The 25,908-nt window shown below is 71.8% G+C and carries 24 protein-coding genes; 22 read left to right on the top strand and 2 right to left on the bottom strand.

Annotation, left to right across the window (positions count from 1 at the left end):
- Positions 1 to 4 precede the first annotated feature (4 nt).
- From ACK8N7_RS02425 to ACK8N7_RS02380, 10 genes are all read left to right on the top strand, one after another.
- Positions 5 to 340, top strand: a complete 336-nt coding sequence (locus ACK8N7_RS02425; protein ID WP_500440666.1) for a HypC/HybG/HupF family hydrogenase formation chaperone — start codon at positions 5 to 7, stop codon at positions 338 to 340.
- A complete protein-coding gene (gene hypD / locus ACK8N7_RS02420) occupies positions 337 to 1,476 on the top strand; it encodes a hydrogenase formation protein HypD (protein WP_403219166.1) in 1,140 nt (379 codons plus the stop codon). Before ACK8N7_RS02425 ends, hypD begins: the two co-directional genes overlap by 4 nt.
- A 73-nt stretch (positions 1,477 to 1,549) precedes the next feature.
- On the top strand, positions 1,550 to 2,539 hold the full coding sequence (gene hypE, locus ACK8N7_RS02415; protein ID WP_403219195.1) for a hydrogenase expression/formation protein HypE: 990 nt from the start codon (positions 1,550 to 1,552) through the stop codon (positions 2,537 to 2,539).
- Between the two features lie 282 nt (positions 2,540 to 2,821).
- The gene (locus ACK8N7_RS02410) at positions 2,822 to 3,703 is read left to right on the top strand and encodes a siderophore-interacting protein (protein WP_500440664.1); all 882 of its coding nucleotides are present in this window, start codon (positions 2,822 to 2,824) and stop codon (positions 3,701 to 3,703) included.
- Positions 3,704 to 3,819: 116 nt separating this feature from the next.
- Entirely contained in the window at positions 3,820 to 4,038 is a 219-nt protein-coding gene (locus tag ACK8N7_RS02405; protein ID WP_015613088.1) for an MbtH family protein, read from the top strand.
- A gap of 235 nt (positions 4,039 to 4,273) precedes the next feature.
- The gene (locus ACK8N7_RS02400) at positions 4,274 to 5,158 is read left to right on the top strand and encodes an alpha/beta fold hydrolase (protein ID WP_403219170.1); all 885 of its coding nucleotides are present in this window, start codon (positions 4,274 to 4,276) and stop codon (positions 5,156 to 5,158) included.
- A 235-nt stretch (positions 5,159 to 5,393) separates the two neighbouring features.
- The gene (locus tag ACK8N7_RS02395) at positions 5,394 to 5,942 is read left to right on the top strand and encodes a nitrobindin family protein (RefSeq protein ID WP_403219172.1); all 549 of its coding nucleotides are present in this window, start codon (positions 5,394 to 5,396) and stop codon (positions 5,940 to 5,942) included.
- Positions 5,943 to 6,034: 92 nt separating this feature from the next.
- Positions 6,035 to 6,460, top strand: coding sequence for a DUF4190 domain-containing protein (locus ACK8N7_RS02390; RefSeq protein ID WP_403219174.1), 426 nt, complete (start codon positions 6,035 to 6,037; stop codon positions 6,458 to 6,460).
- 140 nt (positions 6,461 to 6,600) lie between these two features.
- Positions 6,601 to 6,678 (top strand): 50S ribosomal protein bL37, encoded by a 78-nt coding sequence (locus tag ACK8N7_RS02385; protein WP_370454205.1) that lies wholly within the window; start codon positions 6,601 to 6,603, stop codon positions 6,676 to 6,678.
- Positions 6,679 to 6,816: 138 nt separating this feature from the next.
- On the top strand, positions 6,817 to 7,962 hold the full coding sequence (locus tag ACK8N7_RS02380) for an AI-2E family transporter (RefSeq protein WP_403219176.1): 1,146 nt from the start codon (positions 6,817 to 6,819) through the stop codon (positions 7,960 to 7,962).
- 39 nt (positions 7,963 to 8,001) lie between these two features.
- Here the strand turns inward: ACK8N7_RS02380 and ACK8N7_RS02375 are convergent, their stop codons facing one another.
- Positions 8,002 to 8,643, bottom strand: a complete 642-nt coding sequence (locus ACK8N7_RS02375) for a ScbR family autoregulator-binding transcription factor (protein WP_500440660.1) — start codon at positions 8,641 to 8,643, stop codon at positions 8,002 to 8,004.
- A 329-nt stretch (positions 8,644 to 8,972) separates the two neighbouring features.
- Here ACK8N7_RS02375 and ACK8N7_RS02370 point away from each other — a divergent pair, with 329 nt between their 5' ends.
- Complete coding sequence (locus ACK8N7_RS02370; RefSeq protein WP_403219180.1) at positions 8,973 to 9,887, top strand: AurF N-oxygenase family protein; 915 nt, start codon at positions 8,973 to 8,975, stop codon at positions 9,885 to 9,887.
- Between the two features lie 120 nt (positions 9,888 to 10,007).
- Positions 10,008 to 11,660 (top strand): FAD-dependent oxidoreductase, encoded by a 1,653-nt coding sequence (locus ACK8N7_RS02365; protein ID WP_500440658.1) that lies wholly within the window; start codon positions 10,008 to 10,010, stop codon positions 11,658 to 11,660.
- A gap of 198 nt (positions 11,661 to 11,858) precedes the next feature.
- Here ACK8N7_RS02365 and ACK8N7_RS02360 read toward each other — a convergent pair whose 3' ends face one another.
- Positions 11,859 to 12,302, bottom strand: coding sequence for an SRPBCC family protein (locus ACK8N7_RS02360; protein ID WP_403219184.1), 444 nt, complete (start codon positions 12,300 to 12,302; stop codon positions 11,859 to 11,861).
- Positions 12,303 to 12,440: 138 nt separating this feature from the next.
- Between ACK8N7_RS02360 and ACK8N7_RS02355 the strand changes: the two genes are divergently transcribed.
- From ACK8N7_RS02355 to ACK8N7_RS02310, 10 genes are all read left to right on the top strand, one after another.
- Positions 12,441 to 12,596, top strand: coding sequence for a DUF6131 family protein (locus tag ACK8N7_RS02355; protein ID WP_015613097.1), 156 nt, complete (start codon positions 12,441 to 12,443; stop codon positions 12,594 to 12,596).
- Positions 12,597 to 12,748: 152 nt separating this feature from the next.
- The gene (locus ACK8N7_RS02350) at positions 12,749 to 14,206 is read left to right on the top strand and encodes a WGR domain-containing protein (protein WP_500440656.1); all 1,458 of its coding nucleotides are present in this window, start codon (positions 12,749 to 12,751) and stop codon (positions 14,204 to 14,206) included.
- Between the two features lie 265 nt (positions 14,207 to 14,471).
- Positions 14,472 to 16,592, top strand: a complete 2,121-nt coding sequence (locus ACK8N7_RS02345; protein ID WP_500440654.1) for a glycoside hydrolase family 6 protein — start codon at positions 14,472 to 14,474, stop codon at positions 16,590 to 16,592.
- 252 nt (positions 16,593 to 16,844) lie between these two features.
- Positions 16,845 to 17,663 (top strand): TauD/TfdA dioxygenase family protein, encoded by an 819-nt coding sequence (locus tag ACK8N7_RS02340; RefSeq protein WP_500440652.1) that lies wholly within the window; start codon positions 16,845 to 16,847, stop codon positions 17,661 to 17,663.
- A gap of 104 nt (positions 17,664 to 17,767) precedes the next feature.
- Positions 17,768 to 18,658: an LLM class F420-dependent oxidoreductase gene (locus ACK8N7_RS02335; protein WP_500440650.1), complete on the top strand. Its 891-nt coding sequence runs from the start codon at positions 17,768 to 17,770 to the stop codon at positions 18,656 to 18,658.
- Between the two features lie 162 nt (positions 18,659 to 18,820).
- Positions 18,821 to 19,906: a LacI family DNA-binding transcriptional regulator gene (locus ACK8N7_RS02330; protein ID WP_500440648.1), complete on the top strand. Its 1,086-nt coding sequence runs from the start codon at positions 18,821 to 18,823 to the stop codon at positions 19,904 to 19,906.
- A 95-nt stretch (positions 19,907 to 20,001) separates the two neighbouring features.
- The gene (locus tag ACK8N7_RS02325; protein WP_500440646.1) at positions 20,002 to 21,630 is read left to right on the top strand and encodes an FAD-dependent oxidoreductase; all 1,629 of its coding nucleotides are present in this window, start codon (positions 20,002 to 20,004) and stop codon (positions 21,628 to 21,630) included.
- Between the two features lie 52 nt (positions 21,631 to 21,682).
- The gene (locus ACK8N7_RS02320; RefSeq protein WP_500440644.1) at positions 21,683 to 23,836 is read left to right on the top strand and encodes a hydantoinase/oxoprolinase family protein; all 2,154 of its coding nucleotides are present in this window, start codon (positions 21,683 to 21,685) and stop codon (positions 23,834 to 23,836) included.
- Positions 23,833 to 24,564: a hypothetical protein gene (locus ACK8N7_RS02315; RefSeq protein WP_500440642.1), complete on the top strand. Its 732-nt coding sequence runs from the start codon at positions 23,833 to 23,835 to the stop codon at positions 24,562 to 24,564. Before ACK8N7_RS02320 ends, ACK8N7_RS02315 begins: the two co-directional genes overlap by 4 nt.
- Before the next feature lie 8 nt (positions 24,565 to 24,572).
- Positions 24,573 to 25,892, top strand: a complete 1,320-nt coding sequence (locus ACK8N7_RS02310; protein ID WP_500440641.1) for a TRAP transporter large permease subunit — start codon at positions 24,573 to 24,575, stop codon at positions 25,890 to 25,892.
- Positions 25,893 to 25,908 lie beyond the last annotated feature (16 nt).

The following is a 25,908-nucleotide window of genomic DNA, read 5'->3' as shown; positions in this document are numbered from 1 at the left end:
CGCCATGTGTCTGGCCGTACCCGGCCGAGTGCTGGAGATCGAGGAACGCGACGCCACGCGAATGGCCAAGGTGGACTTCGGCGGCGTCGTCAAGGACGTCTGCCTGGAGTACGTCCCCGACATGCAGGTGGGGGACTACGCCATCGTCCACGTCGGATTCGCCCTGCAACGGCTCGACGAGGAATCGGCGCGCCAGACCCTGGAACTCTTCGAGAACCTCGGCGTCCTGGAGGAGGAGTTCGGCGACCACTGGGGCAAGGCGGCCAGGGACGCGGGCGCCCGGCGACCGGCAGGGACCGAACTCCCCGCCGGCGGGAGTGAGAAGGAGGCGCGGTCATGAAGTACCTCGACGAATTCAGCGACCCGGTCCTCGCGAAGCGGCTCTTCGACGACATCCGGGCGCTCACCACCAAGCCCTGGTCCCTGATGGAGGTCTGCGGCGGACAGACGCACTCGATCATCCGCCACGGCATCGACCAGCTGCTCCCCGACGAGATCCGGCTGATCCACGGCCCCGGCTGCCCGGTCTGCGTCACCCCGCTGGAGATCATCGACAAGGCCCTGGAGATCGCCTCCCGCCCCGACGTGATCTTCTGCTCCTTCGGCGACATGCTCCGCGTCCCGGGCAGCGGCCGCGACCTGTTCCAGGTCAAGAGCGAGGGCGCGGACGTACGGGTGGTCTACTCGCCGCTGGACGCCCTGCGCATCGCCCAGGAGAACCCGCAGAAGCAGGTCGTCTTCTTCGGCATCGGCTTCGAGACCACCGCCCCGCCCAACGCGATGACGGTCTACCAGGCGAAGAAGCTCTCCATCCCCAACTTCAGCCTGCTGGTCTCCCACGTACGGGTGCCCCCGGCGATCGACGCGATCATGAACTCGCCGGACTGCCAGGTCCAGGCGTTCCTCGCCGCCGGACACGTCTGCACGGTCATGGGCACCAAGGAGTACCCGGAGCTCGCCGCCCAGCACAAGGTGCCCATCGTGGTCACCGGCTTCGAGCCGCTGGACATCCTCGAAGGCATCCGGCGTGCCGTACGGCAGCTGGAGGCGGGCGAGCACACCCTCGAGAACGCCTACCCGCGCGCCGTCAACGAAGAGGGCAGCCCGGCCGCGCAGGCGATGCTGGCCGACGTCTTCGAGGTCACCGACCGGTCCTGGCGCGGCATCGGGATGATCCCGCAGAGCGGCTGGCGGCTGTCGCCGAAGTACCGGGAGTACGACGCCGAGCACCGGTTCTCGGTCACCGGCATCGAGACCGAGGAGTCCACGGTCTGCCGCAGCGGCGAAGTCCTCCAAGGCCTCATCAAGCCGCACGAGTGCGCCGCCTTCGGCAAGGAGTGCACCCCGCGCAACCCGCTCGGCGCCACCATGGTCTCCAGCGAGGGCGCGTGCGCCGCGTACTACCTGTACCGGCGGCTCGATGCTCCGGAGAAGACCCCCAAGACCGTCACCAAGGAGGCGAGTTCCGTTGGCTGACATCGCCCCCGCTCCCGCCGGCTTCTCCGGCTGGACCTGTCCCGCGCCCCTGCGCGACCACGAACGCATCGTCATGGGCCACGGCGGCGGCGGAACGCTCTCCGCCGAGCTGGTGGAACACCTCTTCGCCCCCGCCTTCGGCAGCGACGTACTCGCCGAACTGGGCGACTCCGCGCACCTGACGATGGGCGGCGCCAAGCTCGCCTTCTCCACCGACTCCTTCGTGGTCCGGCCGCTGTTCTTCCCCGGCGGGTCCATCGGAGACCTCGCCGTCAACGGGACGGTCAACGACCTGGCCATGGCCGGAGCCGTCCCGGCCTACCTCTCCTGCGGCTTCATCCTTGAGGAGGGCGTCGAACTCTCCGTCGTCGGCCGGGTCGCCCAGGCGCTCGGCGACGCCGCGCGCACCGCCGGAGTGACCGTCGCGACCGGCGACACGAAGGTCGTCGACGCCGGACACGGCGACGGGATCTTCATCAACACCGCTGGGATCGGGCTGGTCCCCGATGGTGTCGACATCCGCCCGCAACGGGCCGCTCCCGGTGACGCGGTGCTGGTCAGCGGCCAGATAGGCGTCCACGGCATCGCCATCATGAGCGTGCGCGAGGGGCTGGAGTTCGGCGTCGAGATCCAGAGCGACACCGCTTCTCTGGCCGGAATGGTGGCCGACATGCTGACCGCCTGCCAGGACCTCCATGTCCTGCGCGACCCCACCCGGGGCGGCCTGGCCACCTCGCTCAACGAGATCGCCGGAGCCGCCGGTGTGGGCATCACCCTGGACGAACGGTCCCTCCCCGTGCCCGACACCGTCGCCAACGCCTGCTCCTTCCTGGGCCTCGACCCCCTGTACGTAGCCAATGAGGGCAAGCTCGTCGCCTTCGTACCGCCCGGCCACGCCGACGCCGTCCTGGAGGCGATGCGCGCCCACCCGCTCGGCAAGGAGTCGGTGCGGATCGGGACCTGCGTCGAGGACCACCCCGGCATGGTCGTGGCCGCCACCGGCCTCGGCGGCACGCGTGTGGTGGACATGCCGCTCGGTGAGCAACTGCCGCGGATCTGCTGACACCTGCCGTACGGGAAGGGGTCCGGCCGCCACCGGTCCGGCAGGGGGGGGCGGTGTGCCGGACGCGGTATCGAACACCGTACAGAAGAAGGTTAGGCTGTCCTAAGTCGAATCGGAGCCGTCCTGAGGCAAGAGGGCTGATCCGGGCCGGGTGGTCGCCTCGTGTGCGCCGCACCCCGTCCGGGGTGCCGCCCCGCCACCCGTGGCCGTGTCCGATGGGCGTATCCGCGTCCTGTCGCCCCCGCGACCAGGCCGACCACCGCGTACGAAGGGGCAGTGCCCATGACGATCCACCGAGCCGTCGTCGCCCGAGTCCAGCCGCTCACCCCGACCATGACCCGGGTCACGCTGCACGGTGAGGGGCTCGCCGGTTTCGAGTCGACCGGGGCCGGCGACGAGTACATCCGCCTCTTCTTCCCGCACGGCCCGGACCGCGGTGACGTCTCCCTGCCCATCACCACGGAGAAGGGCTGGGAGACCCCGGAAGGTCGGCCCGTCGCCCCGATACGGACGTACACCGTGCGGGCGGTGCGCCCGGAGGCCGGTGAGATCGACATCGACTTCGTGCTGCACGACCACGGCGTCGCGTCGACCTGGGTGGCCGGCGCGCAGCCCGGGGACGTCCTCGGCGTGAACGACCCCACCGGCCTCTACAGCCCCCCCGACGACCTCGCCTGGCAGGTGCTGATCGCCGACCAGACCGGCCTGCCCGCCGTGGCCCGCCTGCTGGAGAACACCCCGGACGACGTCGCCACCCGCGTGGTCGTCGAACTGCCCGGCCCCGAGGCCGTCCAGCCGCTGCCCGGCACCAAGGTGACCTGGACCTACGGCGGCAACGGCCTCGGAGCCAGTCGGCTGGCCGAGCTGGTGAGCGCCGCGATCCCGCCCGGCACGGACATGACCGGCGGCTACGTCTGGGTCGCGGGCGAGACCAACGCGCTGCGCACCGTTCGCCGTTACCTCCGCAAGGAGCTGGGGCTGCCCGCCACGCGGTTCAAGGTCGTCGGCTACTGGATCCCGGACGCCGACAGCTGGAACGAGCGGTACGAGGCCCTGCCCGACGCCGTGCGCGCCGAACTGATGGCCCTCTGGGACGACCCGGTCGACGACGAGGAAGACCTAACCATCCGGTACGAGGCGCGCCTCAGCGATCTCGGGCTGTGAAGCCGCTTCCCGCTGCGCACGGGAGTTCTGGGATTCGTCGCGTCAACTGAGAACGCGGCGGGTAGGGTCGCTGTCGTCGCAGTAAAGGTAGCCTTGCCTAAGGCCGAGGAGGATCGGTGACCAACCCGTTCGAGGACGAGAACGGCACCTACCTGGTGCTCGTCAACCACGAGGGGCAGCACTCCCTGTGGCCCGCCTTCGCGGAGGTGCCCGCCGGCTGGACCGTGGTGCACCCGGAGGACACCCGCCAGGCCTGCCTCGACTACGTGGAGGAGAACTGGACCGACCTGCGGCCCAAGAGCCTGACGGAGAGCATGGCGGCCGATCCGGCATGACCCCTTCCTGAAGCCGCCGCACCTGGTGAGGGCCCCGTGGCCCGAGCCGTCGCGGAACGCCCGAGGAGGTCCCGGCACCGGCCGGGCCCTTCTCCGGCAACCGGAGCTGGCGACGCCCTCGTGATCGGAGGAACTCGCGCCTCACCTCAGGTGGTGACGGCCTGTCAGCGTTCGGCCACCTCACCACCTACTGGACCAAGGCCGAAACCCAGGACAGCGAGGTCCGACCCCCGCCATGCCCACCGCATCCCTGAACGGCATCGATCTCGTCCACGACGACTCGGGCGGCGACGGAGCGCCCGTGGTGCTCGTCAACGGCACCGCCGCCAGCCGCACCGCCTGGCGCGCCCACCAGGCCCCCGCTCTGCTCGACGCGGGCTACCGGGTGGTCGCCCCGGACAACCGGGGCCTCCCGCCGAACATGTCACCGCCCGGCGGTATCACGCTGGAGGCCATGGCGGCCGACCTGGCCGCCCTGATCGACCACCTCTCCCTCGCCCCCTGCCGGATCGTCGGCTTCTCCCTGGGCTCCGCCGTCGTCGGTGAACTCCTCCTCACCCGGCCCGAACTCGTCTCCCAGGCGGTGCTGATGGCCGGCCGGGCCCGCCCCGACGCGTTCGGCTCCGCCCTCAACCGGGCCCGCCGTGAACTCCACGACAGCGGGGCCGACGTCCCCGCCTCCCACCGCGCCGTCTTCTCGGCCCTGTGCTACCTCTCGCCGCACACCCTGCGCGATCCGCAGAAGTCGCGGGACTGGCTCGACGTCTTCACCTTCGCGGCGGGGGCGAACGGACCGGGCGTCCGCGCCCAGTACGACGCCATGGGCGACACCGACCGGCTGCCCAGGTACGCCACGATCGACATTCCGCTCCTGTGCATCGGCTTCGCCGACGACGTGATGGTCCCGGCGACGGCCACCCGGGAGATCGCCGACACCGTCCCGGGCGCCCGCTACACCGAGATCGCACGCGCCGGCCACTTCGGCCATCTGGAACGCCCGGCGGAGGTGAACGCCGCCCTCCTCGACTTCTTCGCGGAGCTGCCCGACCGGCCCGCCCGCCGCCAACGCCCCACCGGCATCGTCCGCGTGGACGGAAACGCGCTGCCGACCGAGTGCTGACCCCCGGGGAGGGGAGGTACGCCCTGGGGCCTTTCGTTCGGATCAGGCCGGGCTCGCGTGCCCCGGCACGTCCATCTGCGGCGTTGTCGTCGGTCGCCAATGCTCCGCAGTGACTCCCTCCTCCGCCTTGCAGCTGCACACACCGGACCCCGCTCCCTGATCCGCCCTGATCCAAACGAAAGACCCTAGGCTGCCACCGGCCAGCCGTACCGGTACCGACCGAGGAGCACGCCCCATGTCCGTCCCCGCCCCGCACCACCCCTATCCCGATGCCTTCCGACCGGACGAAGCACCGGCGCCGCACCCGCTCCTCGCGCCGGTGCTCGGGCTCCTGGGCACCTGGGCGGGGAACGGGAGGGGCGGATATCCCACGCTCGACGACGAGTTCGGCTATGCGCAGGAGCTCACCTTCAGCCACGACGGACGCCCCTTCCTCCACTACGTGTCGCGCGCCTGGCTGCTCGACGCGGACGGCCGCCCCCTGCGGCCCTCGGCCCGGGAGAGCGGCTGGTGGCGGCTGCAGCCGGAGGGGCGGGTGGAGGCGCTGATCACCCAGCCCACCGGCATCGCGGAGATCGCGGTCGGCCGGGCCGCCGACGGCACCGTCGACCTCGCCACCCACGAAGTGGCCCTCGCCCCCACGGCCAAGCAGGTCGACGCCACCCGCCGCCGCTACGCCCTCACCGACGAGGACACCCTCACCTTCGTCCACGACCTCGCGGCGGTCGGACAGCCCCTGCAGCACCACCTGTCGGCGCAGTTCCGGCGGTACGACAAGGAGTAGCGCCGGGCCGACGGGGCATGGATCGGATTTGCATACCGACGGTCTTGTGGGGCATATGGACAGGACAACTTTTGGTAAGGAGTCCGTATCCGATGTCCATGCCCAGTTACCCTCAGCAGCCGAACGCGGACCAAGCGCAGTTCGGCGCGCAGTACGGCGCTCCGGAACCCGCCAGGAGCAACGGGTTCGCGGTCACCGCGCTTGTCCTGGGTCTGCTCGCCATCCTCTTCTTCTGGACGGTCGTCGGGGGACTCCTTCTCGGCCTGCTCGCGGTGGTGTTCGGCATCCTCGGGGCGCTCCGCGCCCGCCAGGGGCGGGCCCCGCGCAAGGGCATGGCGATCGCCGGTGCCGTCCTCGGCGGACTCGGGCTGATCGGCTCGGCCATCGTCCTCGTCATCGGCATATCCGTCGTGAACTCCGGCTCGTTCCAGGACTTCGAGGACTGCATGCAGAGCGCGAACAGCTCGGCCGAAGAGGACCGCTGCGCCGAGGACTTCGGCGAGAACCTGTTCAAGTGACCTCGAACGGCGGGACGGCGGTTTGCGACCGCGGCCCGAGTTTGTGACGGTAGGGGCGGGGAGTGGTCTTCCTCACCACCGGACCCGATGGTCCGGCGGATCATGTGTGCCCAACCGAGCAGAGGGAAGAGGAGGGTTCGATGTCCTCGAAGCGACGTCGTAAGAAGAAGGCCCGCCGCAAGAACGGCGCCAACCACGGCAAGCGCCCGCAGAGCTGAGGCCGGTCCGGCGTTCCGAGGGGCAGCACCGCACGGTGCTGCCCCTCGGACCTGTTCCGGGCGGTCGCCGTGCGGCCGCCCGGCCCGTCGCACCCCACGGATGCGGGGGAGCGGCCCGAGCACTCATAAGGTGATCCCATGTCTGCCACGTTGAGCTCCGAAAAGACCGCGGCCGCGCTCCGTAGATCGGCACGCGTCTCGGTCGAACTGCTGCTGGTCCTGTTGATGGCCGCCGTCGCCCTGTGGCTTCTGGGCCGGACCTGGTCGGTTGTCTGGCCCCTCATAGTGGGTCTGCTGCTCACCACTCTCACCTGGCCGTTCGCCCGCTTCCTGCGCCGCCGCGGATGGCGGCCCGCACCGGCCGCGGCGCTGGTGACCGTGCTGTTCCTCCTGGTCGGCAGCGGTGTCATCGCGCTTATCGCGGTGCCGGTCGCCTCGCAGTCCGGCGAGCTGGCCGACGGTGTCGTCGAAGGCATCGGAAGGCTGCGCGACTGGGCAGCAGGGCCTCCGCTGAACATCAGCGACGCCCAGATCACGGGAGCCTTCGACTCCGCCGTCGACCGCATCGAGAACAGCGCGGGAAGCGTCGTCAACACCGCGGTCACCGGGGTGAGCACCGTCTTCAGCGGCTTGGTCACCGCGATTCTGGCCCTCTTCCTGATGTTCTTCTTCCTGAAGGACGGCCCCCGCTTCCTCCCGTGGCTCGGCCGCCAGCTGCCCGGCCGCCTCGCCACCGACGTCCCCGTTGTGGCCGAACGCTGCTGGAACACGCTCGGTTCGTTCGTACGGTCCCAGGCGTTCGTGGGCCTGCTGGACGCCGTCTTCATCGGTATCGGCCTGTGGATCCTGGACGTGCCTCTGGTGCTGCCCCTGGTGGTGCTGACGTTCGTCTCCGCGTTCGTGCCCATCGTCGGTGCGGTCTTCGCCGGTTTCGTCGCGGTGCTGATCGCGCTGGTATCCAACGGCCTGACCGACGCGCTGATCGTGCTGGCGATCATCATCGCGGTGCAGCAGCTGGAGGGGAACGTCTTCCAGCCCATGATCCAGAGCCGTGGACTCGGCCTGCACGCGGCGGTGGTCCTGCTGGCGGTGACGCTCGGCGGCAGCCTGGCCGGAGTCGTGGGCAGCCTGCTCGCGGTCCCGGCGGCGGCGCTGATCGCCGTGATCTGGAACTACCTGCGCGAGCAGCTCAGCGACCCGCTGGAGGGGCCGGAGCAGCAGGACCGGGAACCGGAGCCGGCCCCGGGCGGCGGCCCCGACGCCGACGCCCCTGTTCCCGCCTGACGCGGTGCGGCTGGGCCGCGGTGGCCTGCGGCCCGGGTTTCACCGTGGCCGGGCTGAACCTGCGGGGCGTGGCGCGCCCAGGCGCAGCCGGGTGAGGACGGCCGGGCGGGCGAGGCCGGGCATGGTCAGGGCCCACATGGCGCTGACCTGCTGGTGCAGGCCGTCCCGCTCGGCCAGGGCGAGGGAGAGCATCTGTACGCCGCTGTAGCAGCCCACGATGGTCCGGGAGGCCTCTACGGGTTCGACGTGGTCCTGGAGCTCGTCGGCGGCGCGGGCGGATTCGAGGACGGCGGTCACGGCTCCGAGCGGGCCCGCGTAGCTCTCGGCGGTCTGGTAGGGGCCCGGCTCGATCGACAGGCGTACGGCGGCCCGCAGGACGGGGTCCTCCAGGAGGCCGGCGGTGTAGTGGTGGCTGATGTCGATCAGGGCCTGGAGCCAGAACTCGGGGACCGGGCCTGATGCCGTCTGCTCGGCGACCTGCTGGAAGTAGGTGTGCTGGTGGGCCAGGATCGCGTCGCCGAGCTGTTCCTTGGACTCGAAGTGATGGTAGAAGCCGCCGCGCGAGACCTGGGCGAGGCTCTGGATCTCCGGTGTCGTCGCGCCTGTGTAGCCGTCCCGGTCGATGATCACACCGGCGGCTTCGATGATCCGCTGAACGGTCTGCTCCCCACGGTCCTGCATCGTCACGCCTCCCTGGGCCGCGTCCGACGCTACCCGGAGCCCGGGCAGTACGCCCCCGGTGCTGGGCCGGGTGTCAGGCATCGGTGTACTCCAGGGACCCGGTTCCGCCTCGCGGCGCGCCGGGTCGTGGAGAGCTCGTACAGATTCCCCGCACGGGTCTAGGCCCGCACCCCGCCCTTGCTATACCTTGCGTCTAATAAGCTTGCTAGACACGGCGTCTAACAAGTGGGGGCGGCGCTCGGCGGCCACATGGATCCCATCGGGCGGGAACGCGATGGGGCAGGGGCCGGGCGGCGCCGGGTCGATCTCTCGAGTCAAGGAGCCGCACCATGTCAAGCAGCACCGTTCGGCCGGAGGACCAGGACCGGCTCGCCGAGCAGGACGTCGCCCGACGGCTGCTCGACTCGGCCGCCCAGCTGTCGTACGACCCGGCCACCCAGGTGGACTGGGAGACCCCGCTCGACCCCGACCACCACGGCGCGAGCCCCGAGTGGTCCACGCTCTACGGCACCGCGTACTGGAACGAGTTGACCGACGCCCAGCGCAAGGCGCTCACCCGCCAGGAAGCGGCGTCCGTCGCCAGCACGGGGATCTGGTTCGAGATGATCCTCCAGCAGATGGTGCTCCGCGACATGTACGCCAAGGACCCGACCGACCCCCGGTTCCAGTGGGCCCTCACCGAGGTCGCCGACGAGTGCCGCCACTCGATCATGTTCGCCCGGGGCGCCGCGAAGCTGGGCGCACCCGCCTACCGGCCGCGCCGCCCCGTGGTGGAGCTGGGACGCGCCTTCAAGACGCTGGCCTTCGGCGAGGCGGCCTACGCGGCGATACTCGTGGCCGAGGAAGTCCTCGACGTGATGCAGCGCGACTGGATGCGGGACGAGCGGGTCGCACCCTTCGTCCGCACCATCAACAACATCCATGTCGTGGAGGAGTCGCGGCACATGAAGTTCGCCCGCGACGAGACCCGTAAGCGGCTGCGCGACGCGGGGCCGGTACGGCGTCAGATCAACGCGATCGTGGTGGCGATCGCCTCGTACTACATCGTCACCAGCATGGTGAACCGGGACGTCTACGCGAACGCCGGTCTGGACTCCGGCCGCGCCCGCGCCGAGGCCAGGGCCAACGAGCACCACAAGTCGCTGATGCGCTCCAGCTGTTCGGGGCTGATGGAGTTCCTGGCCTCGGCCCGGCTGCTGACCCGGCCGGCCCTGTTCTTCTACAAGCGCGCCTCGCTGATCTGATCCGGGCCGTACGCCCCACGGCCGACGACCCGGGCGGAGGACCCGCGCCGATGATCCGGGCGGGGGACCCGCGCCGATGATCCGCGCCGACGTCCCCCGACCACGACCCGAGACGACGAGATGACCTACGCCATCACCCAGACCTGCTGCTCCGACGCCACCTGCGTCGCGGTGTGCCCCGTCAACTGCATCCATCCGACCCCCCAGGAGCGGGCGTTCGGCAGTACGGAGATGCTCTACGTCGACCCGGAGACCTGCATCGACTGCGGGGCCTGCGCCGACGCCTGCCCGGTCGACGCGATCTTCCCGGTGGACAGCCTCTTCGGGGCGCAGAAGGAGTACGCCGCCATCAACGCGGACTACTTCAAGGACCGGGAGCCCGAACCCGCCCCCGCCGGGCCGAACTTCCACGCCTGGGGCGAGCCCACCTTCGAGCGCGGCCTGCCCTCCGACTTCGCCCCCATCCGGGTGGCGGTCGTCGGCACCGGACCGGCCGGCATGTACGCCGCCGAGGACCTGCTCCTGCACACCAACGCCGAGGTGACCCTGGTCGACAGGCTGCCGGTGGCGGGCGGCCTCGTACGCTACGGCGTGGCGCCCGACCACCCCGCGACGAAGAAGGTCGGCGAGACCTTCGCCCGGTTCCACTCCCACCCCCGGGTACGGATGCATCTGGGCGTCGAGGTCGGCAAGGACATCACGGCCCAGGAGCTCGCCGCGCACCACGACGCGGTGATCTACGCGGTCGGCGCCTCCACCGACCGCAGGCTCGGCATCCCGGGGGAGGACCTGCCCGCCAGCTCCTCGGCCACCTCGTTCGTCTCCTGGTACAACGCCCACCCGGAGGTGGCCCCGGAGTCCGTGCGCCTGACCGCGGAGCGCGTGGTCGTCGTCGGCAACGGCAATGTGGCCCTGGACGTCGCGCGCATCCTCGTCACGGACCCGGAGACGCTGGCCGCCACCGACATCGCCGACCACGCCCTCGCGGCGCTGCGGGAATCGAAGGTCCGCGAGGTGGTCCTGCTGGGCCGGCGAGGACCCGAGGAGGCGGCCTGCACCGCCTCCGAGCTGCTCGCCCTGAAGCACCTGCCGGGTGTCGGCCTGGTCGTCGACGACCACGACCCCAGGACCGGCGCCGCGATCGAGGCGGCCGCTCCGGGCGGGAAGGCGGCTCTGCTGCGGGACGTGGAGCGCCGGGCGGTGGACTGGTCACGTCCCCCGGCGCCCGGGCGGCGCATCGTCTTCCGCTTCCACTCCGCCCCGGTGGAGGCGCTCGGGGAGGACGGCGTCACGGCCGTGCGCGTGACGGCCGGGCCGGGGGAGCAGGACATCCCGGCGGGCCTGCTGCTGCGGGCGATCGGCTACCGGGGCGTGGCCGTGCCGGGCCTGCCCTTCGACGAGGCGTCCGGGACCGTACCGCACGACGCGGGCAGGGTGAGCGGTACGCCCGGCACGTACGTCGTCGGCTGGATCAAGCGCGGCCCCTCGGGCGGCATCGGCGCCAACCGCACCTGCGCGGCCGAGACCGTCGGAACGCTGCTGGCCGACGCCGTGGCGGGCGCCCTGACCGCCCCGGCCCACCCGCCGAAGGAGTTCCGCCGCCTCGCCCGCAGCCGCGGCGGTCACATCGTCGACGCCCGGGGGCTGGCCGCCATCGACCGGGCGGAGGTGGCCCGCGGCCGCGACCACGGCCGCCCGCGCGTCAAGCTCGGCACGGTGCCCGCCCTGGTGGCGGCGGCGAAGGGCCGACGCCGCTGGAGGGCGCCGAGCTGATCCGCCCGTGCAGAGCTGAGGCCCCACCGGTCACCGACCGGTGGGGCCTCAGCGGTCCGTGCAGACAGGAGGGGAGCGCCTGCATGAACTCGGGTCAGGGGTTCTCGTACCCCCTGGGCGCCGGATTGCACATGGGAGCGTCTGTGGGACGCGGCACAGGGGCTCCGACGCCCGGCACCGGGTATGCCCGGCGGCGGGTCAGCGGATGCCGGAACTGCCTCCGGCCGCTGTCAGTTCGGCCAGTTTCTGGAATTCACCCAGGTCGTAGTTGGCCAGGGCCGAATCCAGATTTGTCAGAGCGCCGAGGTGTTCCAGGAAACCCTGGGGGTCGTATTCGATCTGGAGCGCGACCCGGCTGGACCGGTCGTCGAGCCGGTGGAACGTGACCACCCCGGCGTGATGGACCCCCTCGGTCGTCCTCCAGGCGATGCGGTCCTCCGGCACGACCTCCGTCAGCTCCGCGACGAACGCCTTGTCCGCCCCGGGCAGTGACAGCTGCCAGGCGAAACGCCGCTCGTCCAGCGGGTCGACCCGCTGCACGTGGCTCAGGAACTTCGGCCACTGGGTGACATCGCTCCACAGCGCCCAGGTGACGGCGACCGGGGCCTCGATGTCGACGGTCTCGACGAGTGAGGAGGACATGCACAACCACCTTGCTTTCCCTCGGATGCGGCTTGCGCCCTCTGGTACCCGCATCCTCTCCGGCCACGCGGAGCCGACCGACGGAAATCCTTTATGAGGCGCATACTCGGAGATAGTCGGCATTGTTTGGAGGGCTCCATGATTGTCCTCGGTGTCATTCTGTTGGTGATCGGCCTGATCGCCGGTATTTCCATCCTCTGGACCATCGGCATCATTCTCGTGGCCATCGGGCTGGTGCTCTGGGTCCTGGGGGCGACGGGCCGCGCGGTGGGCGGAAGGCGCCACTACTGGTAGCCCGCCAGGGAAGGAACCCGCACACCGCATGATCGTCGCCGCCGCTCCCGTACGGGGGACGGCGGCGACGCGTTGTCAGTGGCACCTCCTACGGTGTGGAGCAGTGAGACCCGCCGGAACGGCCGCGGGTCCGCCCTGGGGAGGGGTCTGCCATGTCTGCCGCGTCCACCGTGCCGACGACGACGTATCTGGAGCTGTCACAGGAAGGCGCCGGTGCGCACAAGTTCTACGAGGTGACCGTCGACGGCCTGGTGGTGACGGTGCGGTACGGGCGGATCGGCGCCGGCGGGCAGACCCAGACGTCTACGTTCGCCACGCCCGCCAAGGCGCAGGCGGCGGCCGCGAAGAAGGTGGGGGAGAAGGTCCGCAAGGGATACGCCCCGGCGGTCCCCGGCCAGCGTGCGCCGAGGTCGGTGACCCGCCGCCAGGTGACGTCCGCCCCCTCCACCGCGCGGGCCGTGGCACCCGTGCTGTGGCGGTTCCGTACGGGCTCCTCGGCGTTCGGCATCCACGTGGACGACGAGCAGTGCTGGGTCGGCAACCAGGCCGGCGATGTCTACACCCTGGACCACGAGGGCGGCGTCCTCGCCCGCTTCAGCCTCCCCGACGGCGTGAAGTGCCTGGTCGCCGACGACTTCTGGATCTACGCGGGATGCGACGACGGCCGGGTCTACGACCTCTCCTCCAAGCTGCCGTTCGCGGCGTACGACATCGCGGCCGACGTCGACATCTTCTGGCTCGACATCCACGAGGGCCTGCTGAACGTCTCGGACCGCGACGGCCGGCTGACCGTCATCGACCACGAGGACGAGCACCAGTGGGCGCGCCGCAGCCAGGGCGAGCACGCCTGGATGGTCCGCGCCGACGACCGGGCGGTCTACCACGGCCACCACCGCGGCGTCACCGCCTACGCCCCGGACGGCGGCGGCGAGTTGTGGCACACACCCACCCGCGGCGGCGTCCTGTTCGGCTGGCAGGAGGACGACGCGGTGTACGCCGGGACGGCGCACCGGGCGGTCCAGCGGCTGTCGAAGGCGACCGGCGCGATCGAGGCCACGTACGCCTGCGACAGCGCGGTGTACTCCTGCGCCACATCGCCCGGCGGGCGGTTCGTCTTCGCGGGCGACGCCTCGTCGTCCGTGTACTGCTTCGACCAGGACGGCACCCGCCTGTGGAAGCTCGGTACGGGCGGTGGGTCGGCGCTGTCCATGCAGTACCGCGACGGCCGGCTGTACCTGGTGACGACCGACGGTTCGCTGGTCTGCGTGGACGCGAGCGAGGCCGCCATCTCCGCGGCCCAGCAGGGCACGGTTCCGGCGCCCCGGGACGTGAAGCTCGCCGCGGCGCTGCCGATCTACGCACCCGCCACGGCCGTCGCGGCGGTCACCACCGTGACCCACGCCCCCGCCGGGTCGGTCGTCGTCGAATGCATCCAGGACACCGGCGGCCGCCTCCGCGTGCACGTGGTGTCCGGGGGCTACGACACCTCCTGGAACGTGCAGTTTCCCCGCGCGATACGGCAGCCCGGCGCGCGGTACGTGGTGGACGCCCTGCACGCGGCGGCCGGCGGCTTCTACCGGGTCCGGGGTGACATCCGACGCCTCCAGTGAGCGCTGCCGGGCGGTGGGCCGGTCGCCTCGGCCCACCGTGCGGCTCCCGGCAGAAATGGGAGCGCTTCCATCGCCGTAAAAATCCTTCTGTGCAAGGTGATTGAGTCGGACTGCTTGACATGTACCGGCGGTCACGCCACTTTGGGAGCGCTCCCACAGTAAGTTTCCGCACCACCTCGCACGCCTCACCTCCTGAGCACCACGTACCCCTGAGCCCGTCCGCCGGCATGCCGTGGCGGACGTACGAGAGGAGCACGGAGCCGCAATGAAGAACAGAGGCACCACCCCGCACGCACCGCGCAGAAAAGCGCTCGCCGTACTGTCCGCCCTGGTCCTGGGCGCATCCCTCGCGATCGCCCTGCCCGGCCAGGCGTCGGCCGCCGCCCGCGTCGACAACCCGTATGCGGGCGCCACCGCCTACGTGAATCCCGACTGGTCCGCCAGGGCCGCCGCCGAACCGGGCGGGGACGTCATCGCGGACGAGCCGTCGTTCGTCTGGATGGACCGCATCGCCGCGATCGGCGGCACGCCCGGCGCGCGCGGCCTGCGCGCACACCTCGACACGGCGGTGAGCCAGGGAGCCGACCTCTTCCAGGTCGTCATCTACAACCTCCCCGGCCGCGACTGCGCCGCACTCGCCTCCAACGGCGAGCTCGGCCCCACCGAGCTCGGCCGCTACAAGAGCGACTACATCGACCCGATCGCCGGCATCCTCGGCGACCCCGCCTACGCGAGCCTGCGCATCGTCACCCTCATCGAACCCGACTCGCTGCCCAACCTCGTCACCAACGCGGGAGGCGGCGCCGGTTCGACACCGGAGTGCGCCACGATGAAGGCGAACGGGAACTACGAGAAGGGCATCGGGTACGCCCTGCACACGCTCGGCGCCCTTCCCAACGTCTACAACTACGTCGACGCGGCCCACCACGGCTGGCTCGGCTGGGACTCCAACTTCGTTCCCGCGGCTCAGCAGTTCAAGAAGGCCGCCACGGTCGAAGGCGCCTCTGTCTCCGATGTGCACGGCTTCATCGTGAACACGGCCAACTACTCGGCGCTCAAGGAACCGCACTTCGCGGTGACCGACTCGGTGAACGGGACCACCGTGCGCCAGTCCTCCTGGGTCGACTGGAACTACTACGTGGACGAGCTCTCGTTCGCCCAGGCCCTGCGCACCGAGCTGGTCCGCCAGGGCTTCGCCTCCGACATCGGCATGCTCATCGACACCGCCCGCAACGGCTGGGGCGGCCCCTCCCGGCCCACCGGCCCCGGGCCGCTGACCAGCGTCAACGCCTATGTCGACGGTGGACGCACCGACCGCCGCATCCACGCGGGCAACTGGTGCAACCAGAGCGGCGCGGGCGTCGGCGAGCGTCCGACGACCGCCCCCGAGCCGGGGATCGACGCCTACGTCTGGGCCAAGCCGCCGGGTGAGTCCGACGGCAGCAGCAAGCCCGTCGACAACGACGAGGGCAAGGGCTTCGACCGGATGTGCGACCCCACGTACACCGGCAACGGCCGCAACGGCTTCAACCTCACCGGCGCCCTGCCCGACTCCCCGGTCGCCGGACACTGGTTCTCCGGCCAGTTCCAGGAGCTCCTCCGCAACGCCAACCCGCCCCTCGGCGGCGGCAACGGCGGCGGGGAGGACACCCAGGCACCGACCGCACCCACGGCCCTGCGGGCGACGGCGAAGTCCAGCGGCAGCGTCACCCTGGCCTGGACCGCCTCCACGGACAACCGGGCGGTCACCGGCTACGACGTCCTCCGCGGCGGAGCGGTCGTGGGCTCGACCGCTTCGACGGCCTTCACGGACACCGGGCTGAGCGCGTCGACCGCCTACAGCTACACGGTCAGGGCGAAGGACGCGGCGGGCAACGTCTCGCCGGCGTCGACAGCCCTGCCGGTCACCACCGAGGCCGGCGGAGGCACCGGAACGGGCGCCCTCAAGGTCCAGTACCGGAACACCGACTCCTCCCCGACCGACAACCAGATCCGCATGGCCCTCCAGGTGGTCAACACCGGCACGGCCGCAGTCGACCTGTCCACGGTGAAGGCCCGCTACTGGTTCACCCCCGAGGCCGGATCGAGCACCTTCTCCACCGCCTGCGACTACGCGGTGCTGGGCTGCGGCAGCATCACCCACGGCGTCCGCGCGGTGAGTGCGCCGGCTCCCGGCGCCGCCCACTACCTGGAGGTCGGCTTCGGCAGCGGCACCCTGGCCGCGGGCGCCTCCACCGGGGAGATCCAGCTGCGGTTCAACAAGAGCGACTGGTCGGCCTTCCAGGAGGCCGACGACTACAGCCGCGCCGCCAACACCACCTTCGCCGACGCGCCGAGGATCGGCGTCTACGTGGGCTCCACCCTCGCCTGGGGCACCGCCCCCTGACCCCACCCGACGACGCACCCTTCCCCAGCCCCTCCCCCGCCGCACGGCGGGGGAGGGGCCGCGATCTGTTCACGCGAGTGCAACGCCCTGCGGCTGTCCCGGACCGGGGAGCCCGCCTACCGTGGACGGGTGACCCACCCCGCGCTCTACCGCCGACTGCACGTGGATCTCGCGCGCACGTGCGCCTCCCTCTGTTGACGAGCCCGCTTCCGTCCCGTACGACAACAGCCGCGAGCACAGGGAGAGATGGGCATGACCACCGTCACCACCACGCACGGGATACGCCGCGTCGGACCGAGGATCGGCGCCGAGGTGATCGGCCTCGACCTCACGAAACCCGTCGACGGGGCCACCGCGGACCAGCTGCGCCAGGCCTTCCGGGAGCACAAGGTGCTGGTGTTCCGGAACCAGCACCTGACACCTAATCAGCACGTCGAGGCCGTACGCGTCTTCGCCGAGCCCTTCGACCACCCCACCGCCGTCAAGGACGCCACCAACCCGCTGGTCTACCCGTACAACGTCCGGCAGACGGGCAAGGCGAGCGTCTGGCACATCGGCGGGTTGTGGCGCAGCCCCGTCTTCGCCATCGAGTCGCTCACCTACGAGGAGGTGCCCGAGCTCGGCGGGCACACCCTGTGGGCCGATCTCCAGGCCGCGTACGACGATCTGTCGGAGCCCTTCAAGGTGCTGCTCGCCTCGGTGAGCGCCGCGTATGACGCCGACCCGCAGAACTACGCCCAGGGGAAGAAGCGGACCGCCGTGGCGCAGACCGTCGAGCACCCGGTCGTCCTCGAACACCCGCTCACCGGGCGCAAGGGGCTGTTCATCAGCACCTCGGCGCTCCGGCTCACCGGCGTCACACCGGAGGAGGGCAAGGTACTGCTCGACCACCTGCTCCGGCACGCCTCCTCGCCGGACTACACCATCCGCTTCGGCTGGAGCCCCGGCGACTTCGTACTCTGGGACAACCAGGCGACCTGGCACTACGCCGTGGACGACTACGGCGACGGAGCCCGGGTGTACCGCAAGGTGATCGGCGTGGAGCGTCCCGAGGCCGCCCCGGCCGGCTGACCCCGTCCGCGACCCGCTCCCCGTGCCCACCGCCCCGATGGGCCGGACGGGTGAGCGGGTCGACCCGCCGGGAATACCGGGTCCGGGTGACGGTTGATCACAGCATGACTTCCTTGACACATGAGGCATTCGGACGGGTCGGCATCTGGAGCGGAGCCCTGCACGGGTCGCGGACGGACGACGCGGGCAGGAAGGCGATCGCGGAGGCGGTCGCCGAGCTCGAAGAGCTGGGGTACGGCACCCTCTGGATCGGCGGCAGCCCCTCGCCCGACGACGCGGCGGCCGTCGTCGCCGCGACCCGCACGGTGACGGTGGCCACCGGCATCCTGAACATCTGGAGCCACACCGCCGAGGAGGTGTCGGCCCGGATCGCCGCCGTCGAAGAGGCCGCGCGCGGTCGCTTCGTCCTCGGCCTGGGCGTCAGCCACGGCCCGATGGTGCCGCAGTACGCGAAGCCGTACAGCGCGATGGTCGCCTATCTCGACGCGCTCGACGCGGCGACCCCTTCCGTGGAGCCCGGCGAGCGGGTCCTGGCGGCGCTCGGCCCGAAGATGCTGAAGCTCGCGGCCGACCGGGCGCTGGGCGCACACCCGTATCTCGTCACCACCGAGCACACGGCCGAGGCCCGCGAGGCGCTCGGCCCCGACGCCCTGCTCGCCCCCGAGCTGACGGTCGTCCTCGACACCGACCTCGACCGGGCCCGCACCACCGCCCGCACCATGCTGGGGATGTACCTCCAACTGCCCAACTACACGGCCAACCTGCTGCGGCTGGGGTTCGCGGAGAGCGACTTCGAGGACGGCGGCAGCGTCCGTCTGCTCGACGCCCTCTTCGCGCTGGGCGACGCCGAGCATGTGAAGTCCCGGACCAGGGAGTACCTCGACGCCGGTGCCGACCATGTGGCGCTCCAGGTGCTCACCGCCGACGAGGGCGGCTCAGGACTGCCCCGGGCCCAGTGGCGGGAGCTGGCCGAGGCGTTCGGCGAGGAGCTGTAGGACGAGCGCCGTGGAAAGCGCCGAATATTAGTCGATTATTAGTCGTTCTACCCCTCTTGACCCCTTCGGCCGCCCAGCGGCAAAGTGCTGGCTAATCCGCATGAGTGCTGCAGAAACATTCCGCAGCCCGAAGCTAATGCGCATTAGTCGAGGGAGTCGAGCATGGCTGAAAAGGGACCCTCCCGGCAGCGGCGCGGCCGGCCACGCCAGGCCGAGGTGGCCCGGCTCGCCGGGGTGTCGCAGACGACGGTGTCGCTGGTGCTCGGCGGCAACAAGCAGGGCATCGCCCTGCACGAGGACACCCGGGCCCGGGTGCTGGCCGCCGCCCGTGAGCTCGGCTACGTGCCCGATCCGGCCGCCCGCCGCCTCGCCGCCGCCCGGAACAACCTCCTCGGCGTCTTCAGCTTCACCGCCACCTTCCCGACCGCCGTCGAGCACTCGTACTACCCGATCCTCGTCGGCGTGGAGCAGGAGGCCGCCGCCCAGGGCTACGACCTGGTGCTCTTCACCGGATCCAGCCCCGGCGGCGCCCAGGCCGGGGACCCCGGCGCGCTGAACCGGGTGCGGCTCGCGGACGGCTGCCTCTTCCTCGGCCGCCATGTCCCGGACGACCAGCTGCGCAAACTCGTCGCGGACGGCTACCCGGCCGTGCACATCGGCCGCCGCGACGAGCTGGAAGGGCTCGCCTGGGTCGGTGCCGACTACGTCGCCGCCAGCGCCGAGGTCGTCCGCCGCCTCTCCGCCCTCGGCCACCGCCGGATCGTCCTCGTCCGCGAGGACGACGACGCCCCGGCCTCCACCGACCGCGAGCACGGCTTCCGTACCGCGCTCGCCGAGTGCGCCGGCCCGCGCGCCGCGGACGACCCCTCGGCCGTCGTGCGCACCACGCACCCGGCCGACGACATCACGCCCGCCTGGGTACGGGACCGGCTGGCCGGGGGCGTCACCGCCTTCGTCGCCGAGGAGACCGACAGCGGCGCCGCCTGGCGGGCCCTGCACACGGCCGTCGCGGCCGCCGGGCTCGACGCCCCCGACGACCTGTCGCTGGCGCTGCTCGGCTCGCCGCCCGCCGACCTCGCCGCCGCCCGCCCGCCGACCGGCTTCGACATCCCCCGGGCCGAACTGGGCGCCGCCGCCGTCCGCATGCTCACCGCCCAGCTCTCCGGCGAGGAGCACACCGAACCCCTCGTGGCCTGTGGCTTCCGCGCCGGATCCACGGCGGGCCCACCGCCCGGCCGGACCGGCTGAGCCCCGCAGGACCGCCCGCCCCGTCCAGTACCCCCAAGAGCCGTACCCCGTACGCCCAACACCCCCGTACGCCCACCGCGAGGAGCCAGCACCGTATGCCCACCCCCACCGGCACCCCCACCGAGACCGACGTCCTGATCGCGGGCGGTGGTACGGGCGGCGTCGCCGCCGCACTCGCCGCCTGCCGGGCGGGCCGCACCGTCGTCCTCACCGAGGAGACCGACTGGATAGGCGGCCAGCTCACCTCGCAGGCCGTCCCGCCGGACGAGCACCCCTGGGTCGAGCAGTTCGGGGTCACGGACACCTACCGGGCGTTGCGCGAGTCGATCCGCGCCCACTACCGCCAGTGGTACCCGCTGCGCGCCGAAGCCCTGGACCTGCCGCTCCTCAACCCCGGAGCGGGCCGCGTCAGCAAGCTCTGCCACGAACCGCGCGTCGCCCTCGCGGTCCTGGAGTCGATGCTCGCCCCGCACATCGCCGCCGGCCGTCTCGCCGTCCTGACCCACACCCGTCCCGTCGCCGCCGACACCGAGGGCGACCTGGTCCGCGCGGTCACCTTCGAGGACGTCCGCGACGGAGCCCGGCACACCGTCACCGCCCCTTACGTCGTCGATGCCACCGAGACCGGCGAACTGCTGGAACTGGCCGACGTGGAACGCGCGCTCGGCGCCGAGGCCCGCTCCGAGTACGACGAACCGCACGCCCCCGAGACCGCCGACCCGCTCAACCAGCAGGGCATCACCGTCTGCTTCGCCCTCTCCCACCACCAGGGCGAGAACCACACCGTCGACCGCCCCGACGACTACGCCTTCTGGCGCTCCTACCGCCCGGACTTCTGGCCCGGACCGCTCCTCGGCTTCACCGCACCCGACCCCCGCTCCCTGGAAGCCGTCACCCGCACCTTCGAACCCAACCCCGACATCGACCCCCTCGCCGTCAACGCCGACCAGAGCGCCGACGCGGGCGACAAGGAACTGTGGGGGTTCCGCCGCATCCTCGCCCGCAAGCTGCACCGCCCCGGCGCGTTCGACTCCGACATCACCCTCGTCAACTGGCCGCTCAACGACTACTGGCTCAAGCCGCTCATCGGCGCGGGCGAGGAGACGAGCCGGGCCGCCGTCGCCGAGGCCCGCCGGCTCTCGCTCTCCGTCCTGTACTGGCTCCAGACCGAGGCACCCCGTACCGACGGGGGCACCGGCTTCCCCGGCCTGCGGCTGCGCCCCGACGTCACCGGCACCCCCGACGGCCTCGCCAAGGCCCCCTACGTACGCGAGTCCCGCCGCATCAAGGCCGTCACCACCGTCACCGAGCACGACGTGGCCATCGACCTCGTCGGCCCGTACGGGGGCACCCGCCACCGCGACTCCGTGGGCGTCGGCGGCTACCGCATCGACCTGCACCCCTCCACCGGCGGCGACAACTACATCGACATCGGCTCCGTCCCCTTCGAGATCCCCCTCGGCGCCCTGGTGCCGCGCCGGGTACGCAACCTGCTGCCCGCAGGCAAGAACATCGGCACCACCCACATCACCAACGGCTGCTACCGCCTCCACCCCGTCGAGTGGAACATCGGCGAGGTCGCCGGCGCGCTCGCCGCGCACTGCCTGGATGAGGGCGTACGCCCGCACCAGGTGCAGGAGGAGGACAAGCGGCTGGAGGAGTTCTCCCGCGTACTCGACCGGGCCGGCGTCCAGCGCCACTGGCCCGACGTACGCGGCTACTGACCGTGCACCACCCTGCCCCGCCCCGCGCACGACACAAGGAGGTGTCACCAGCATGACCCCGCACCCGCAACCACACCCCCAACCGCACCGCATACGCGTCGGCATCGACGTGGGCGGAACCTTCACCGACGCCGTGGCCGTCGACTCCGCCACGCTCGAACTCGTCGCCCAGGTGAAGGTCCCCACCAGCCACCACCACGAGGACGGCGTCGCCCACGGCATCGTCGAGGCACTCGACCGGCTGCTCAAGGACGTCGGCTGCGCCCCCGGGGACGTCGCGTTCCTCGCCCACGGCACCACGCAGGCCACCAACGCCCTGCTGGAGGGCGACGTCGCCCCCGTCGGCCTGATCGGCATCGGCACCGGCCCCGGCGCCCTGCCCACCAAGCGGCTCGCCGGACTCGCCGCCCTCGAACTCACCCCCGGCAAACGGCTCCCGCTGCACTACGCCCACGTCACCGACCCCGACGACACCGCAGCCGTCCACGCCGCCGTGGCCACGCTCATCGCCGCCGGAGCCCACGTCCTGGTCGCCAGCGAGCCGTTCAGTGTCGACGTACCGGACGGCGAACGGGCCGTGCTGGACGCCGCACGCGAGCACGGCATCCCCATGACCGCCGCCCACGAGATCACCTCGCTGTACGGGCTCCGCAAGCGCACCCGTACCGCCGTGGTCAACGCGGCGATCCTGCCGAAGATGCTCGCCACCGCCGACCTGGTGGACCGCTCCATCGCGACCGCCGGGGTGACGGCACCGCTGATGGTGATGCGCTGCGACGGCGGCGTCATGTCGCTGGACGAGATGCGCAGACGCCCGCTGCTCACCGTGCTGTCGGGACCCGCCGCGGGCGTCGCCGGGGCGCTCATGCAGGAGCGGGTCAGCGAAGGCGTGTTCCTGGAGACCGGCGGCACTTCGACGGACATCAGCGTCGTGCGGCGCGGCAAGGTCGCCGTCCGGCACGCCACGATCCTCGGCAGGTCCTCGTACCTCTCCGCACTCGACGTCCGCACCGTCGGCGTCGGCGGCGGCTCCATGGCCCGGATCGCGGACGGCAAGGTCCACGCGGTCGGCCCGCGCAGCGCCCACATCGCGGGCCTGCCGTACGCCTGCTTCGCCGAACTCGAAGACCTGGCCGACGCCAAGCTGGTCACCGTACGACCGCTCGACGGCGACCCGGACGACTACGCCGTACTGGAAGCCGCCGGCGGCCGGTTCGCGATCACCATGACCTGCGCGGCGAACGCGCTGGGCCGGGTCCCGGAGGGCGATTTCGCCGCCTGCGACCCCGAGGCCGCGCGCGCCGCGCTCCAGCCGCTCGCCGACGCGCTGGGCACCGACGTCGCAGGTGCCGCCACCCAGTTCCTCGACGCCGGAGTGAAGCAGGTCAAGGACGTCACCGAGGCGATGATGCGCGACTACCGCCTCGACCGCGACACCGCCGTCCTCGTCGGCGGCGGAGGGGGCGCCGCATCCGTCACCCCGCACCTGGCCGCCGACACCGGACTGCCCGGCCGGATCGCCCGGCACAACGAGGTCATCAGCCCCATCGGCGTGGCCCTCGCCCTCGTACGCGAACAGATCGAGCGCATCATCCCCGGCGCCACGCAGGAGCAGATCCTCGGAGTACGCAACGAGGCCGAGGCCGCCGTCGTCGCCCAGGGCGCCGCCCCCGCCGCCGTGGAGGTCGAGGTCACCGTCGACCCGCAGACCAACACCGTGCGGGCCGTCGCCACCGGCGCCACCGAACTGCGCACCCAGGACCGCACCCACCGCACCGGCGACACCGAGCGGCTGGACGCGGCGGCAGCCAGCCTCAAGGCCGCCCCGGCCACCGTGCGGGTGCTCGCCGCGACGCCCACCCACACGGTCTACGGCTCCGAGCAGCACCGCCGCTTCCGCCGCACCCGGCACCCGGTGCGGGTCCTCGACGCCGACGGTGTGGTGCGGCTGCACGCCGCCGACGCCACGGTCGCCACCACCACCGTCGGCCAGGCGCCGGAGCTCCTCGCCGAGCTGGTCCGCAACGCCACCTCCTACGGTGACGGCGGCGTCCGAGCCCCCGCCCTGCGGCTCCTGCTCGGCACCCGGATCGCCGATCTCTCCGGCGTCCTGGAGGCGGGCCCGCTGCTCGCCCTGGCCCGAAGCGAACTGCGCTCGCGGGCGGCGGACGAGCCGGTCGTGGCGGTCGTGGAAGTGCGCTCATGAGCGTACGCACACCTGGAGCACCGGCCCCGGGCGCCGCCCGCGCCCGCGCGACGAGGACGAAGGGCCCGGAGAGCCGACGTCCCCGTACGGCTGCCGTGTTCGCCACTCTCACCCCCGCCCGCCGCGAGGCACTGCGCACCGACTGCGCTCGCCTCGCGGAGCTGGACGACACCGACTTCGGAGTACGGCTGCTGGGCAACACGCCGACGCACGAGACCCGCGAGGAGGCGCTGCTGCACCACTGGGCCAGGACGGCCACGGAGTTCGGCAGGGAACTGGCGGCGAACGCTCCGCCGACGGCGGCCGGGCACGGGACCCGGGTGGTGGAGACCGCCGGCGGGCTCGACCGGCTCCTCCTCGCCCGGTACACCTCCCGCCCCGTGCCCACCGTCGAACTCTTCACCGACACCATCGCCCTCGGCGAGCACCTGGTGGACGTACTGGGTTGGCGGGACCACTATCCCGCCGGTTCGCTCCGGGCCGCCGCCCTCGCCCACGAGCACGCCCACTGCCTGCTGCACGGCGACCCCCGCACCCGCCACGCGCTCCGCGACCGGCTCGGACACACCGCCCTGCGGCTCGGCCGGATCCGCGTCCCCGGACACGTCGCCGGAGCCGACGAACTCGCGGCCCACGCCTACGCGGGCGCGCTCTGCGGCCTGGGCCGCTCCCCGCTCCTTCTCACCGCCGCGCTCGCGAGCGCGGTCCAGGCCCTCGGAGAGGACTGAGACCCGCCATGGGAATCGTCATCCTGCTGCTCATGCTCGCCGGTGTCGGGCTCATGCTCACCCGCAAGCTCCCCACCGCCTTCGCCCTGGTGCTCCTCGCCATCGCCATCGCGATCGCCGCCGGAGCGCCGCTCACCGGCGAGAACAGCGTTCTCGACACGGTGATCCAGCAGGGCGCGCCGGCGCTCGCGGCGACCATGCTCGCCGTGCTCATCGGCTCCTGGCTCGGCAAGCTGATGGAGGAGACCGGCATCGCCGGGACCCTCGTCCGCAAGATCGTCGAGTTCGGCGGGGACCGCCCCACCGTCGTCGCCCTCGGCGTCCTCGCGGTCTCCGCGCTCATCGGCACCGTCACCGGCTCGGCGCCCGCGGCGATGATGGCGGGCATCATCGGCATCCCCGCGATGATCGCGGTCGGCGTGCCGAAGACGACCGCCGCCGGCACCATCCTCATGGGCATCGCCGCCGGGCTGCCGTTCGAACTGCCCGTCTGGCAGTTCTTCTCCACCGCGCTGGAACTGCCCATCGACACGGTGAAGAGCTTCATGATGAGGCTGTTCCCCTTCGCGGCCTTCTTCGCCGTCCTCTTCGTCCTCGTGGAGTCCCGCCGCAAGGGTGTCGAGCACGCCTGGTCGCTGGCGTCGGCCGCCGAACGCTCCGGGGGCGGCGACCGCCTGAAGAGCCCGGGGGAGCGGCGGCGCGGCCGCGCCCGGCGCATGGGCGACGCACCCTGGTACGCGCTCCTCGCCCCCGCCGTCCCGCTGGTCCTCGCGCTCGGCTTCGAGCTGCCCATCATCCCCTCGATGCTCGCGGGCGTGCTGTGGGCGCTGGCCACCACCACCCGGCCCGGTCAGCTCAACAAGCGCCTCCTGCGCACCCTTTACGGCGGGTTCGAGGTCGCCGCCCCGCCCATCGCGCTCTTCATCGCGATCGGCATCCTGCTCGCGGCGGTGAAGCTCCCCGGTGCCGTCGAGGCGCTGGACCCCCTGGTGAAGGCCGTCGCACCGGGCAACCCGGTCGTCTTCGTCATCGTCTTCACCCTGCTCGTACCGCTCTGCCTCTACCGCGGCCCGCTGAACGTCTACGGCCTCGGCGCCGGCATCGCCGGGGTCCTCATCGCCGCCGGCATCTACCCGGCCGTCGCCGTGCTCGGCCTGACCGCCTCGTACAACCAGGTCTTCGGCGTCAGCGACCCGACCAGCACCCAGACGGTCTGGGCGGCGCAGTACTCCGGCGTCAGCCCGCAGCAGGTCATGCTGCGCACCCTGCCGTACGTGTGGTGCGTCGCGCTCGGCGGCCTGATCCTCACCGCCACCACCCAGCTCTGACCCGTACGAGAACACC

The sequence above is a fragment of the Streptomyces griseobrunneus genome (genome assembly GCF_046713465.1).
Lineage (GTDB): Bacteria > Actinomycetota > Actinomycetes > Streptomycetales > Streptomycetaceae > Streptomyces > Streptomyces microflavus.
This window is presented reverse-complemented; position numbering and strand designations above follow the sequence as displayed.

Coding starts and splice junctions, on each gene's coding strand:
- ACK8N7_RS02360 (WP_403219184.1), bottom strand. CDS start 12,302: ATGTCCTCCTCACTCGTCGAGACCGTCGACATCGAGGCCCCGGTCGCC.
- ACK8N7_RS02390 (WP_403219174.1), top strand. CDS start 6,035: ATGTCCATGCCCAGTTACCCTCAGCAGCCGAACGCGGACCAAGCGCAG.
- ACK8N7_RS02320 (WP_500440644.1), top strand. CDS start 21,683: ATGACCCCGCACCCGCAACCACACCCCCAACCGCACCGCATACGCGTC.
- ACK8N7_RS02370 (WP_403219180.1), top strand. CDS start 8,973: ATGTCAAGCAGCACCGTTCGGCCGGAGGACCAGGACCGGCTCGCCGAG.
- ACK8N7_RS02410 (WP_500440664.1), top strand. CDS start 2,822: ATGACGATCCACCGAGCCGTCGTCGCCCGAGTCCAGCCGCTCACCCCG.
- ACK8N7_RS02315 (WP_500440642.1), top strand. CDS start 23,833: ATGAGCGTACGCACACCTGGAGCACCGGCCCCGGGCGCCGCCCGCGCC.
- ACK8N7_RS02310 (WP_500440641.1), top strand. CDS start 24,573: ATGGGAATCGTCATCCTGCTGCTCATGCTCGCCGGTGTCGGGCTCATG.
- ACK8N7_RS02385 (WP_370454205.1), top strand. CDS start 6,601: ATGTCCTCGAAGCGACGTCGTAAGAAGAAGGCCCGCCGCAAGAACGGC.
- ACK8N7_RS02345 (WP_500440654.1), top strand. CDS start 14,472: ATGAAGAACAGAGGCACCACCCCGCACGCACCGCGCAGAAAAGCGCTC.
- ACK8N7_RS02375 (WP_500440660.1), bottom strand. CDS start 8,643: ATGCAGGACCGTGGGGAGCAGACCGTTCAGCGGATCATCGAAGCCGCC.
- ACK8N7_RS02340 (WP_500440652.1), top strand. CDS start 16,845: ATGACCACCGTCACCACCACGCACGGGATACGCCGCGTCGGACCGAGG.
- hypE (WP_403219195.1), top strand. CDS start 1,550: ATGGGCCACGGCGGCGGCGGAACGCTCTCCGCCGAGCTGGTGGAACAC.
- ACK8N7_RS02355 (WP_015613097.1), top strand. CDS start 12,441: ATGATTGTCCTCGGTGTCATTCTGTTGGTGATCGGCCTGATCGCCGGT.
- ACK8N7_RS02365 (WP_500440658.1), top strand. CDS start 10,008: ATGACCTACGCCATCACCCAGACCTGCTGCTCCGACGCCACCTGCGTC.
- ACK8N7_RS02350 (WP_500440656.1), top strand. CDS start 12,749: ATGTCTGCCGCGTCCACCGTGCCGACGACGACGTATCTGGAGCTGTCA.
- ACK8N7_RS02335 (WP_500440650.1), top strand. CDS start 17,768: ATGACTTCCTTGACACATGAGGCATTCGGACGGGTCGGCATCTGGAGC.
- ACK8N7_RS02330 (WP_500440648.1), top strand. CDS start 18,821: ATGGCTGAAAAGGGACCCTCCCGGCAGCGGCGCGGCCGGCCACGCCAG.
- hypD (WP_403219166.1), top strand. CDS start 337: ATGAAGTACCTCGACGAATTCAGCGACCCGGTCCTCGCGAAGCGGCTC.
- ACK8N7_RS02400 (WP_403219170.1), top strand. CDS start 4,274: ATGCCCACCGCATCCCTGAACGGCATCGATCTCGTCCACGACGACTCG.
- ACK8N7_RS02395 (WP_403219172.1), top strand. CDS start 5,394: ATGTCCGTCCCCGCCCCGCACCACCCCTATCCCGATGCCTTCCGACCG.
- ACK8N7_RS02325 (WP_500440646.1), top strand. CDS start 20,002: ATGCCCACCCCCACCGGCACCCCCACCGAGACCGACGTCCTGATCGCG.
- ACK8N7_RS02380 (WP_403219176.1), top strand. CDS start 6,817: ATGTCTGCCACGTTGAGCTCCGAAAAGACCGCGGCCGCGCTCCGTAGA.
- ACK8N7_RS02425 (WP_500440666.1), top strand. CDS start 5: ATGTGTCTGGCCGTACCCGGCCGAGTGCTGGAGATCGAGGAACGCGAC.